We start from the raw sequence: 12,941 nt of genomic DNA, 5'->3' as shown, positions 1-12,941 counted from the left end.
GAGGGTTTAGTATGCAGTAGAAAAAGACAGCATTGTCGAACAGTACACAAAATTTAGAACGGGGGGCTTTTTTTATGACAGAACAGCAGCAAAACAATTTGAACGCCAAAGAGTTGGCAGGACAAAATTTTAAAGAAGGCTATAACTGTGCTGAGTCAGTCGCACGGGCTTTTCGCGATTTACTAAACCTAAATGTCTCTGATGAAGCTCTCAAAATGGCATCAGGCTTTGGCGGCGGTCTTGGTCACGCCGGGTGTATGTGCGGTGCGCTATCTGGGGCGACTATGGTGTTGGGGATGCTGCAGGGGAGGGCCAATAAAGATCAAAACCGTGGTCCGATCTATAGCAGCGCTCAGGAATTTCACAATATATTTTCCAATCAGTTTGGCGCAGCCTGTTGCCGGGTGCTCAATCCTCACGAATTCGGCAGTCAGGAACAGCGGCAAACCTGCCTTAAAATTACCGGTACTACTGCCGAGTTATTGTTAAAGTATATCCAAGATAAACAGTTAACCGGACCAAATAGTTAAAGTATCCGGGATAGCAGCTTGCCATTGTCTGTAAGCCATTTTCGGCATTCCTGATAATCTGGCGAAAACCGGCTGACTTGTTCCCAAAACTTGACTGAATGATTGGGGACTAGCATATGGCACAGCTCATGAATAATTAGGTAGTCAGCTACCCGGGGCGGAGCCATAATAATCCGCCAGTTGTAGTTTATATTGCCGAGGCTTGAACAACTGCCCCAGCGTGTTTTCTGGTCTTTAATCGTAATGCGAACAGGACGAACGCCGATTACTGCCGCCCAATCCTTGGTTTTATCGAGAAATAGTTTTCCGGCCTGGTCAATAAGCCAGGCTTTTACTATTTGCTCAGTCATAAAAACCGGGGCAGCCTCTGTGTTATTTATAGGCAGTTTTACGATAACTTCTGCAGGCTTTAACACTACTTCCGGTTTGCTGTTGCCAGATAAAACAGTAAGCGTATGCGGTTCACCTTTATAAAGGAGCTGGGCACCTGACACCAACTGCTGATTTACAGGGTTTGCAGCAAGGGATGACAACTTATTAAGGCGGCCTGTAAGCCATCGGCTTTTCGCTGTAAAGATATGCTCGATTTCAGCGCTAGTTAGCTTTCCTGGTGCAATTATTTCGACGGTGGCAGTCGGAAGCACCCGTAATTGAATGTTTTTCCGGCGTTTATCCAGCCGAAGTGTGTAATGAATGTTCTGTTCGTTGAAGTTGATTGTCGGCATAGTTAATTCCTTTACGCTTGTATTTCCTAATGAGGTGATTTTCCTGATCGAAGATATATATTTGCCAGCAATCTATATTATCCTTTTAACATAAGCAAAATCTTCGGTGAAAAACTTACTTGACAATAATAAAAGTAAATGGTATTATAACAAATGTCCGATACAGGACGTAAACAAAAAAAATGCCCGGGTGGCGGAATGGCAGACGCGGAAGACTCAAAATCTTTTGTTGGTAACAACGTGGGGGTTCAAGTCCCTTCCCGGGCACCAAATTTAATCGAAAAGTAGCTAATATGTTGATATTGTGAAGCTAAGAGGTCTATGTGATTTTACATCATATAGACTTTTTTTTTTGTTGAACGCAGAAGACTTATTTTTTGACACGTTTAGAAAGGGGGGGGGATTGTTGGAATTTATTGAAGCGAAAAGTAACAACAATTTATAACTTACATAAGATAGTAGGTAATTCATATTCTTCGCTCCTTTTATGTATTTGCTTTTCGCCTAGAGAGTAAACTCCATAATCTACGAAGTTTACTCTTTTTTGAGATTGACTGAGATACGCTATACACATTTACATAAAATTATACATATTATATAACAGGCAAAAAGCCAAATAAATTTGTAAGGAGGAATAAATATGCGTTACAAGAAAGAAGATCTCATTGACTGCGTAGGAGCAGTCAATGTAGTATTGGATGATCGAGTTGTACTGCAAGGTCAAATTATAAAAGAGCGACATCACCACGACCCAATCAATGTTAACGTTGAAGTGGAAAGTGAGAATGAATTTATTACGTTAGAATTAACCTGCGATGCTCTAATAATAAGAGACAACGCTGAGCTTAAGGAAATATCTCCCCCGCTTTTTGAGGAGGGTGATAGAGTAAGAGTTAATATAGCTGGAATTTCCGCCATTGGTCCTAGCCATGGATGTCCCGATGATGAAGAAGTCTGTTAGTTAGCCCAAGAAAAATCTAACCGGCCTTCAAAGTAAATCGCTAACTGCGAAATACAGTCTGTCCATTTCTGAGTGGCATAGTCCATTTCTTGGCAGCTTCGACTATAGCCGAGATCTTGCGAAGAACCTCGGCAGAAGGATAGGCTGTTTTCGTTACCTTACGCAACTGCCGATGATACCCCTCAATAATATTCGCGTGCAAATCATTTTGCGAATTTCCTGAGGGTATATCAGGAGTTAGAAGAATAGGTCAGGGTACTTTTTCCTGTTTTAATAAAATATTTACAAATTGGTAACAAAAAGGCAACATTTTTACTGTAATATTAAATTAACCTTTTTACTTAGTTTCCTCTTTTTTTTACCGTTTACTTGTGTAAGCGGTATTTTTTTTCCACGTTTTTATCCCACGGGAAACCGGGGGCTTTTTTTATGCTCAAATGCAAAAAGATATGAAATGCTGTCAACTTAAAAAGTAAAAATATAAAAATCAATATTCAAAACCATATTTTAGGGGAAAATAGAGGACTTTAGTCCTAGTATCTATAATCTATAATTAGTTTACATTTTTTATATAGAGGGATATCATGATACCATGCACCGTTGCAACGAGAACATACTTAATCACAACAATCTTTATTACTTTACTGATGTTTATATTAGGTTGGACTTATGCTAGCGAAACAAAAGGGCGTATTTTCGCTGAAAAGGAAAAGACTTTACTATATATAGTGACTACTCTTGAGCAAAAACTACCATACTCTTATGAACGTATTCTACTTGAAGAAAACGCCCAAGATTTGAATGCCCAAGAGAAAGTCCTGATATTAAACAAACGCTTACAACCTATCATTAACAAGGTACGTGAAAGCTATCCGGGATATGGAATGGGCTATGGGACATTTGAGAACAGACTGGCATTTTACCCTTTTAAACAAGAAGGCCTTTACGCGCCACTAACTTCGAAGGTTTTAAAAGTATATGAAAGCAAAATGATAGAGTTAGTCTATAACCCAACATCTCATTCGTGGGGGACAGCGCCTACTATGTCAGTTACTTATCCTCTTTTTTTTGATGGGAAAATCATAGGACATACCTGGGCGAATGTTAAATTAGACGAAATAAATAAGATTGTTTATCTAGCGTGGTTCCGTATTTTTTCTCTGCTATTTATAGTATGGTTGGGCTTGATCTATTTATTGCGTAAAACATTTAGTAAATTTAAATCGGCTCTTAGTGAATTTGCTACTCATATAGAAAAACAAGACGATAGTGAAGGTAATTTAGAAAACTTCCCAGAGTTAAAATCTTTACGTACTACGATAGTTGGATTAAGGGAGTCTATTAAAAAACGCGAGTCTGAATACCGCACATTGGTGGAAAATTGTCCTGATACGATTGTTCGCCTGGACCGGGATGGCCGCCTCTTGTATATAAACCCAGAAGGTTGCAAGCATGATGGCAACCTATTAGAATGGTACATAGGTAAATGTTGGAGAGATTTGGGGATTCCGGAGGGCGTTTGGAGGCAATGGGAAGAGGCAGTAAAAACTGTAATTGCTACTGGCGATAAAATAGAACGAGAATACAACTATGGAACATTTAGTAATAGAGCTAAGGATGTATTAATTAGTTGGACCCCTGAAAAGGATGAGAACGGACAAGTTCAAACCATCTTAGGAATTTCCCGCGACATTACGGAACAAAAACAAGCACATGAATGTTTTATAAAAGCATTTAACATTAACCCAAACATTATGGCTATAGTCAGTATTCCTGATAATACTTACGTCGATGTCAACGAGTCTTTTCAAAAAGCGATTGGGTTAACCCGTGGCGAAATTATTGGTAAAACTGTCGACAATATTAGTCTTTGGTATGATTCAAAGGAAAGGCAAGAAGTAAGAAAAAAAATATTTAGACAAGGTTACTTAAGTAACTATGAAATAAAGTTTTGCACTGCTAAAAAGGGAGTGCGTTTTGGGGTACTTTCTGTTGAAACAATTACTGTAGGCTATAAGCCTTGTTCGCTGATTGTAATAACAGATATTACTGACAACAAACAACTTGAATCAGAAATGGCGCGTTTTGACCGTTTGAACGTGATCGGCGAAATGGCGGCGGGGATTGGCCATGAGGTTCGAAACCCAATGACTACCGTCAGAGGTTACTTACAACTATTTCTACGTAAATCAATTTTCGAACCCTACCACGAGCAGCTTTCAACGATGATAGAAGAGTTGGATAGGGCGAACTCAATAATTACTGAGTTTTTATCATTAGCCAAAAATAAAACTACGGATATGAGACGGGTTAATTTGAATAACGTAGTAAACGTGTTGTTTCCTTTAGTGCAAGCTGATGCATTTCGCATTGGGCATCAAATACACGTGGAGATGAGCGATATTCCGGATACCATGCTAGACGAGAAAGAAATACGGCAACTTATCCTTAATTTAGTCCGTAATGCTTTAGAAGCAATGGAACAGCAGGGGGTAGTAACTTTAAAAACTTATTGCAGTAATGATGATATAGTATTAGAGATTAGTGACACAGGGAAAGGAATACCTAAAGACATTTTAAATCAATTAGGGACTCCTTTCCTTACTACTAAGGATAACGGTACTGGACTGGGTTTAGCAGTATGTTACAGGATTGCTCAAAGGCACGGGGCGGTAATTCATGTCGACACATCTTCAAATGGAACAAGGTTCTTCATTGAGTTTAAAACTAGCGCTACCTAACACATTCATTTTTGACTTTGCAGCAATATTTTCTGTCATCATCCCCAATAAACGTGAATATAATAATAATTTGGAATTTATTTACATTATTTCATAAAATTAGCAGGAAAAGTACCCCTTGGCCGCGAATATAATCGCAACAACAAAAACGCAAGGGGTGGTTTTTATGACAGAATTGCTTAGTATCAAAGATATATCGCAAGAGTTGGGTATACCGCAAAGCACATTACGGTATTATCGCGACTTATTTCTAGATTATTTGCCAGCTATGGGCGAAGGTAAGAAGAAGCGATTCTATCCAGAAGCTGTTGAGGTATTTCAAGCTATCGCAAAATGCATGCATCAAAATAAAAACGCCGATGACATCGCTAATGAGCTTGACAGCCGTTTTACCAGATTTATTGAGATTGATTCAGAACCGCAGGAAAGCAGCGCAACATATTCGCAAAACGACGAAACTGGTCAATCGCAGGCATTATCCACGGTAACTCAGTTTGACGGTTCTGCCATTATGGCTGTTATCGCATCGCAAAACCAAGCGTTGCAACAAATTGCGGCTACAATTAGCATTGTTAACGGGCAACAAGAGGAGTTACACAACTTAAAGCAAGAAGTATCCAAGCTTGAGGAGCGCTTAGAAACAGAACTGACTGATCATTTCCAATTAATAGATGCCCGTTTGCGCCAAATAACAGAGGAAAAAGAAAACGATAAACCTAAATCATTTTGGCAGCGATTGTTTAGTTGATAGTGAGAAAATCAAATGGTAAAAGGCAGTGAGCTGAAGGTAAAATTACCTGGGCCGCTGCCTTTTCTATTTGCGAAAAGCATATAAAGATGGTAAAATATGTAAAAATATAATATAAATTACAAATAATGGAAGTATATAGGGCTTATTACCTAATGGTGGTGGAGAAAAGAATAGTTCATAGTAGTAAATCAGCTAGTTGTGTCGAATTAGGCGGTTCCGCAACGGCAGGCAGGGCAAGGGTTAACTGTTTTTGAGTGCTCATTTCGACACTTCATACCTAAAAAAGTGTCGGTTTTTTACGAAAAGTAATCGTTCTAATTTAGCAGGAGATACAATAATTTACAAGAATGTTTAACAACACTAGATTAAAAAGATGGTCACTGGAGGCGATCGACAATGTCTGCGGCTGAAGCTCTTGATAACAAAATAGTATACTTACACCGAGAAGATGACTATCAAGATTCGTTTGAGACTACTACTGGAATTTTATTTATAGATAATGAACTTCGACTAAAAAACCTTAACCGTGAGGCTGAGAAAATTTGCGGTATTAATAGGGCGAAGTCGGTAGGACGAAGAGTAGAAGATGTCTTTAGGCATCATGGTGAAAAGTTCTTGAAGGTATTCTATCTGGACGAGTACGAGGATTTGAATACGATCAACTTGAAGTTAAAAGTACAAGACCAATATATATATGCCCATATAGATACATTAAGGCTGCGGGGTACTACCGGGGAAGCAAATGGTCTAATTGTTATTATTCAAGACTTATCGGCAGTTAGAGCAGCAATTAAACAGATACAGATCACACAGATGCTTATGTCATTAGGGGAGTTAGCCGCTGGGGTAGCACATTATGTGCGTACACCGCTCACTACCATAAGCGGCTACTTGCAGGTCATGCTCGGCCGCTTGGAGGATGACAGGTACACGGTAGGACGGGACGTGCTTGAGATGATGCTGGACGAGGTATCCTGTATCAACAAAGTAGTCAAAGAACTTGTTATGTTTGCCAAGCCGCCTGTAAATAAGGAAACTAATATTGATATAAACCGTACGATTGAAGAAGCGCTGCTTTTAACATTTAAACAGCTTGGCGGTGAAAACATAACTATTGATAAGCAGTTAGCTGCTAATCTTCCGACGCTCAGTGTTGACAGTAACTTAATCAAACAGGCGCTTGTCAATATTATGCAAAACGCCATCGAAGCCATGCCGAGCGAAGGGGTGCTTTCGGTGAAATCGTGGATTAACTCCGAGCTGAATATGCTGGTTATTGCGATTGGTGATACAGGCTCAGGGGTAGCTCCCGAGATTCTGCCCCGGGTGTTTGAACCGTTTTATACGACTAAACTTGAGCATATGGGGCTGGGACTGCCTGTTGCCCACCGGATTATTGGCGAACACGGAGGCTTTATCAATATTAACGCTGTTAGCACGGCAGGAACAGGTGCAAATATTCATATCTACCTACCGATCATTGACGAACGCCACCGGCGTCTACGGGTGGTACATCAACAGATACTCAACCTCCAGTAACGTAACAAGAAAAATGCCCCCGGAATTTTACGTGAGATGGTAATATCTCTACTGGCATTCTTCATATTCTGTTATTGTTACAGAAATCAATGTGAAGAAGGGATGCTAGTGTTACACCGGATTCTTATCTGCTTTTATGTATTTCTATTTTTAACAGTCTCAGTAGGTTATGCCCAGTCAGAACTGGTTACGCCAAGTATTACAGTGAATTTGCCAAGCCGGACGATTGAACTGTTCTCCGGCAATAATTTAGTAAAGGAATATCCCATTGCTATTGGTAAGCCATCTACCCCTACGCCGTTAGGAAACTTTTCTATCATATATAAAGAAGTAAATCCCGCATGGTATCCGCCAGACCAAAAAGGAAAGATAGTGCCTTCCGGTCCGGAAAACCCGCTTGGCTACAGATGGATGGGGATATGGAGTGACTATGGGATTCACGGTACCAATGCGCCTTGGTCAATTGGCAAAGTAGTATCGAATGGCTGTATCCGCATGTATGAAGAGGATGTGGAAGAACTTTTTGACAAGGTGAGCTATGGTACGCCAGTACAGATAACCTATGACAGGATAAAAGTCAGGACAAATGCCAAGAGGCAGATTCTTCTGGCAATCTACCCAGATGTCTACGGATATGGCAGCGTTACTGTGACGGATATTCGCAATAAGCTCAATGCCTATCGCTTAAACCCCTTGGTTACTGATGATTTTTTACGTAAGCTGCTTAGTGAAGCAAACGGCAGTCAAGTGGTTATTGCCAGCCAGTTTAGAGTTAAAGTAAATGCAAGACTGATAAACGAGCCCGGATTGGTTGTGCAGGATGTGCAATATGTACCTGTGCACCCGATTGCCGAAGCCCTAAAACAAAAGATAAACTGGGATGAAAAGACGAAAACGGTGCAGTGTGGATCAAGCAGTGTACCAGGCATGAGCAGCGGTAATATGGTATACGTAGCAGCCGCAAATATACGAACACTCTTTGGCGGTGAGCTGAGCTGGAATGCAGCAGAGGATACGCTAAGCTTGGGTAAACTGGTGGTTTTTATAAACGAAAAGCCGGTAAATCTTGAGATAAATATGGTGCAAGGCATCTTAGCGGTTCCGGTACTGGATCTGGCGGAAACAATGGGCCGTAAGGTTAAGTGGAACAAGGAAACTCAAGTGTTAGTAGTAACTGATAAAGGGCAAAGTAGTAAGGTGCCAGTAGATATGATCGGGACAGTTCCTTATATAAAAATAACCAATATAAACCAATATTTCGATGCTTACGTGTACTGGAATGAACAGGCCAAAACAATAGAATTGACTTATCCTTAAACAAAGACTGAGTAACCGAGATTGCTTTACTTTGTTCTGATGACAATGGGGAAGGACGTTACTCTTCCCGGGATCATTTAAGAGCAATGGTGAAGCTCTCTCTTTTTTTATTAGATATTACATAAGCTGGCCACTATTTAGGAAAATAAGAGAAGGGATTTTGCTTTTAATAGCCAATAAGAATAGATTGGACTATATTGGAATGTAAGGGTGGTGGGCTTATGCCCCAAAAATTTATTATAATTGATGGTAGCAGTCTGGTACATCGGGCGTTTCATGCGCTGCCAATGCTGCGTACGGCAGGAGGGCTTTATACCAATGCTGTATACGGCTTTACTACTATGCTTGTTAAATTGCTGACAGATCACAAACCAGATTTATTGGCTGTTGCTTTTGATAAAGGCCGAGTGACGTTCCGGACAGAAACCTATCAACAGTACAAGGCCCAGCGCCAGGCTACTCCAGGCGAGCTGTCCGAACAGTTTCCTCTGATACGCGAGTTGTTAGGTGCGTTTGGTGTAGCTACCATTGAAGAGCAGGGGTATGAAGCAGATGATATTTTAGGTACACTTGCCGATAAAGCGGCTCAACAAGGCTGTGAGGTTTTAATCGTAACGGGTGACCGTGATGCACTGCAACTGATAGGGCCGGGAACCACGGTGCTGCTTACTAGAAAAGGCATTTCCGAGATGGAAATTATGGATACTGCTGCTCTTAAGGAAAAATACGGGCTAACGCCCACTCAGATTATTGATATGAAAGGCTTAATGGGGGACACTTCAGATAACATACCCGGTGTACCCGGCATTGGAGAAAAAACAGCAATAAAACTGTTGGCCCAATTCGGTTCTATGGAAAACGTGTTGGCGAACATTGACAGTGTTTCAGGAAAAAAACTACAGGAAAATCTGCGGCAATATGCTGAGCAGGCAGTTTTATCTAAGCACCTCGCCACAATTGTTTGTGACATGCAGCTTGAATTTAGTCCAGAGAGCTTCAAGATTAATCCTAACCGAGAAGCCGTAAAAGAACTATTCGCTAAGTTTGAGTTTAAAAATATGCTGAGCAAGTTTGATATTTTGTTTTCGGGAACTGTCATTCAGGGTACAGAACAAGTGGAAACAAAAACTATTGAGCTTGTGCCTCCAGTCATTGTTTCCAGCCGAAGCGATGTTGAAGCTGTTCATGCGGAAGCTAAGCAGAAAGGACACATATGCTGCTATCCGCTACCGGCTGCGCACTCGCCTTTGGCCGGTTTAACGGGTCTTGCCATTACTTGTGCCGGCAAAACTGTATACATTCCCGCAGATGCGGAAGGCTGGAGTGCGGTTTTTGATATGCTGGCTGACAGCAGTATCACAGTCACCACCTATGATGCCAAGCAACTATACAACGCTTGCAGGCTGAGGGGAACAGGGCTAAGCAGCCCTGTGTCAGATCTGCTTATTGCCGCCTATTTGCTTGATCCTACGGCGGCTGCCTATCCGATGGATAGCTTGGCAGAAAAATATTTGGGTCAGACAATTGTTTTACCTGCCGGCGATAAATATTTAACAGCTAAGCCAGAGTTTGCTGTTTGGGCTAGCGGTATTATTGAACAACTACAGGACGCATTTACCCGCAGTCTGGCAAACGCGGGCCTGGACAAACTGTTTGAACAAGTGGAAATGCCGCTTATTGAAGCCTTGTCAGCCATGGAGATTGCTGGCATTAAGGTTGACCTGGATTACCTTAAAGAGATGGCGGTAAGCATTGCCGGTAAGGTTGATCAGTTATTAGGTGAGATTTATCATTTAGCTGGCGAAGAATTTAATGTTAATTCCACCAAGCAGTTAGGAATTATTTTATTTGAAAAAATTAAGCTTCCTATCATTAAAAAGACTAAAACCGGTTACTCTACTGACGCTGAAGTGTTAGAGAAACTAGCAGGAGAGCACCCGCTGATCGACAAGCTGCTTGAATACCGCATGCTTACCAAGCTCAAATCTACCTATCTTGATGGTTTAGAAGGGCTGATCCATCCTGAGACAAGCAGAATACACACCACGTTTAATCAAACTGTAACTGCTACTGGCAGACTGAGCAGTTCAGAGCCTAATCTGCAGAATATTCCTATCCGCTCAGATATTGGACGGAGGATAAGAGAATTATTTGTTCCCGGTGAAGGGTATCAATATATTATGTCTGCGGATTATTCGCAAATTGAGCTTAGGGTTCTTGCCCATATGGCAGGCGATGCTAGTCTTCTTGAAGCCTTCCGCCAAAACCAGGATATCCATACCCGGACGGCTTCTGAGGTTTTTGGAGTTGCTATGTCGGACGTAACCTCAGAACTAAGGGCTAGGGCCAAGGCAGTTAACTTCGGTATTGTTTACGGCATCAGTGATTTTGGGTTATCGCGGGATATTGGTGTTAGCCGGAAAGAAGCGGGTCACTATATAGAAAGTTATTTTGCCAAATATCAAGGTGTAAAAAGATATATCGATGAAGTTGTTGCCGGTGCCCACAGGGATGGGTATGTGACCACGCTATTTGGACGGCGGCGGCATTTGCCTGATATTAACAGCAGCAACTTTAATCAGCGTTCGTTTGCTGAACGGACGGCCATGAATACACCTATCCAGGGCGCAGCCGCCGATATCATAAAAATTGCGATGAATCATGTTTATCAAGCTCTTGAGGCAGCAGGATTTAAGAGTAGATTGCTTTTACAGGTTCATGATGAATTGGTGCTGGAAGTTACTGCAGATGAGCTTGAACGGGTGTCGGCGCTTGTTAAAAAGGCCATGGAGCAAGCTGTAGAACTTACGGTGCCACTCTTAGCAGAAGTAAAGATCGGCAGCAACTGGGCCGAAGCCAAATAGGAGGAGTGTGCGCTATGCCCGAGATGCCTGAAGTCGAAACCATTCGCCGGACACTGACCGGTAAAGTTGAAGGACGAAAAATTATTCGCATTGAGATAGGCTTGTCTCGCCTGATTAAGTGGCCGACCGCACCTGAATTTCAGGCGATTATTACCGATCGGACGATTGTTACATTAGGACGGCGGGGGAAGTATCTGCTTTTCTATCTTGATAACAATTTTGTTCTGGTCGTTCATCTGCGGATGACTGGTCGCTTGTATTATGTAAATCCAGGTACGGTGTATGATCGATTTACGCATATCATATTTGATTTTGATAACGGTGACTCCTTGTTATATGCTGATACCCGTACCCTGGGAACGCTCTATCTATTACCACAGGAAGAGTTATGGCGCATTGCCGGATTGTCTTCCATGGGGCCGGAGCCGCTTTCTGACGAATTTACGTTAGACTACTTTATTGATATGCTAAGTAAGCGCCAGGCAAAGATTAAGTCAGTATTGTTAAATCAGAAGTTAATTGGAGGTCTTGGCAATATTTACGTAGATGAAGCGCTTGCTATTGCTGGCATAGACCCGGAACGCGTAGCCAGCAGTATTGACGAGACTGAAGCTAAATATCTCTATCAGGCAGTAAATCAGGTGATCGCTGATGGGATAGCCCACGGCGGGACAACTTTTCGAGATTATCGCGACGGTGCAGGCCAAAGCGGTAACCACCAGTTTCACCTTAATGTATATGGTCGGACTAATGAGCCCTGTCACCGTTGCGGTACTGCCATTGCGCGCAAAGAAGTAGCCGGGCGCGGTACGCACTATTGCCCTAATTGTCAAAAATAGCTGAGGGGATAAGTGTATGTATTTAATTGGACTGACCGGCGGAATTGCCAGCGGTAAAAGTACGGTAAGTAAAATATTGAGTGAGCTGGGCGCATTTATTATTGACGCTGACAAACTTTCCCACGAGATTACTAAACCTGGTAAACCGGCTTGGCGGGAGATTGTTGCGACATTTGGCGAAACCATCACTGATATAAATGGCCAAATTAATCGCAAACGTCTAGGACAAATCGTTTTTGCTGATGCTGAGGCCAGGGCACAGTTAGAGCAGATTACTCACCCAAGGATTGACGAGGAAGTCATGACTGCCATTACTGACGCGCAAAAGCAGGGCTATGAAATCCTCGTTCTGGATGCTCCGCTTTTAATTGAGGTTGGGTGGTATACACGGGTTAATGCTGTCTGGGTGGTATTTGTCGATGAAAAAACCCAGATTGTCAGATTGATGATGCGGGACAATAGTAACTATGAGGATGCAATGTCTAGGATTAGGGCCCAGCTTTCCTTGCATGAAAAACTAAAATATGCTGACGTTGTCATTAATAACAGTAAAACTATAGAGAACACGAAGAAACAGGTGCTTAAGTTCTGGTGCGAAATTAGTGATAAAAAAGCGTACCGGTAAATAGCAGCATTTTTTGCTTTGCAAGCACATATTGTTAAACAGTGATTTT

At 41.8% G+C, this 12,941-nt stretch carries 10 protein-coding genes, 1 tRNA gene and 1 pseudogene; 10 read left to right on the top strand and 2 right to left on the bottom strand.

Features of this window, described 5'->3' with window-relative positions; genetic code table 11:
• The first annotated feature begins 74 nt into the window (after nt 1–74).
• On the top strand, nt 75–530 hold the full coding sequence (locus VN447_RS11615; RefSeq protein ID WP_325525522.1) for a C-GCAxxG-C-C family (seleno)protein: 456 nt from the start codon (nt 75–77) through the stop codon (nt 528–530).
• Here the strand turns inward: VN447_RS11615 and VN447_RS11610 are convergent.
• Nucleotides 527–1,255: a SprT family zinc-dependent metalloprotease gene (locus VN447_RS11610; RefSeq protein WP_325525521.1), complete on the bottom strand. Its 729-nt coding sequence runs from the start codon at nt 1,253–1,255 to the stop codon at nt 527–529. The genes VN447_RS11615 and VN447_RS11610 overlap by 4 nt on opposite strands.
• 184 nt (nt 1,256–1,439) lie before the next feature.
• On the opposite strand from VN447_RS11610, the gene VN447_RS11605 reads away from it, so the two are divergent.
• Both VN447_RS11605 and VN447_RS11600 read left to right on the top strand, forming a co-directional pair.
• A tRNA-Leu gene (locus tag VN447_RS11605) sits at nt 1,440–1,525 on the top strand.
• 370 nt (nt 1,526–1,895) lie between these two features.
• Entirely contained in the window at nt 1,896–2,216 is a 321-nt protein-coding gene (locus tag VN447_RS11600; RefSeq protein ID WP_325525520.1) for a hypothetical protein, read from the top strand.
• Here the strand turns inward: VN447_RS11600 and VN447_RS11595 are convergent.
• Nucleotides 2,213–2,444 (bottom strand): annotated as a pseudogene (locus VN447_RS11595) (IS256 family transposase); the annotation flags it as partial. The gene VN447_RS11600 and the pseudogene VN447_RS11595 sit on opposite strands and share 4 nt — an antisense overlap.
• Before the next feature lie 356 nt (nt 2,445–2,800).
• Here VN447_RS11595 and VN447_RS11590 point away from each other — a divergent pair.
• From VN447_RS11590 to coaE, 7 genes are all read left to right on the top strand, one after another.
• A complete protein-coding gene (locus tag VN447_RS11590) occupies nt 2,801–4,957 on the top strand; it encodes an ATP-binding protein (protein WP_325525519.1) in 2,157 nt (718 codons plus the stop codon).
• 166 nt (nt 4,958–5,123) lie between these two features.
• Nucleotides 5,124–5,705, top strand: a complete 582-nt coding sequence (locus VN447_RS11585) for a MerR family transcriptional regulator (protein WP_325525518.1) — start codon at nt 5,124–5,126, stop codon at nt 5,703–5,705.
• Nucleotides 5,706–6,104: 399 nt separating this feature from the next.
• Complete coding sequence (locus VN447_RS11580; RefSeq protein WP_325525517.1) at nt 6,105–7,247, top strand: two-component system sensor histidine kinase NtrB; 1,143 nt, start codon at nt 6,105–6,107, stop codon at nt 7,245–7,247.
• Nucleotides 7,248–7,355: 108 nt separating this feature from the next.
• Nucleotides 7,356–8,564 carry a L,D-transpeptidase family protein gene (locus VN447_RS11575; protein WP_325525516.1) on the top strand — a complete coding sequence of 403 codons (1,209 nt, stop codon included), beginning with the start codon at nt 7,356–7,358 and terminating at the stop codon, nt 8,562–8,564.
• A gap of 221 nt (nt 8,565–8,785) precedes the next feature.
• Nucleotides 8,786–11,428, top strand: coding sequence for a DNA polymerase I (polA, locus tag VN447_RS11570; protein ID WP_325525515.1), 2,643 nt, complete (start codon nt 8,786–8,788; stop codon nt 11,426–11,428).
• Nucleotides 11,429–11,442: 14 nt separating this feature from the next.
• The gene (mutM, locus tag VN447_RS11565) at nt 11,443–12,267 is read left to right on the top strand and encodes a DNA-formamidopyrimidine glycosylase (protein ID WP_325525514.1); all 825 of its coding nucleotides are present in this window, start codon (nt 11,443–11,445) and stop codon (nt 12,265–12,267) included.
• Nucleotides 12,268–12,283: 16 nt separating this feature from the next.
• On the top strand, nt 12,284–12,892 hold the full coding sequence (coaE, locus tag VN447_RS11560) for a dephospho-CoA kinase (RefSeq protein WP_325525513.1): 609 nt from the start codon (nt 12,284–12,286) through the stop codon (nt 12,890–12,892).
• The last annotated feature ends 49 nt before the right edge of the window (nt 12,893–12,941 follow it).

It is taken from the genome of Sporomusa sp. (assembly GCF_035561155.1).
Classification (GTDB): domain Bacteria; phylum Bacillota; class Negativicutes; order Sporomusales; family Sporomusaceae; genus Sporomusa.
This window is presented reverse-complemented; position numbering and strand designations above follow the sequence as displayed.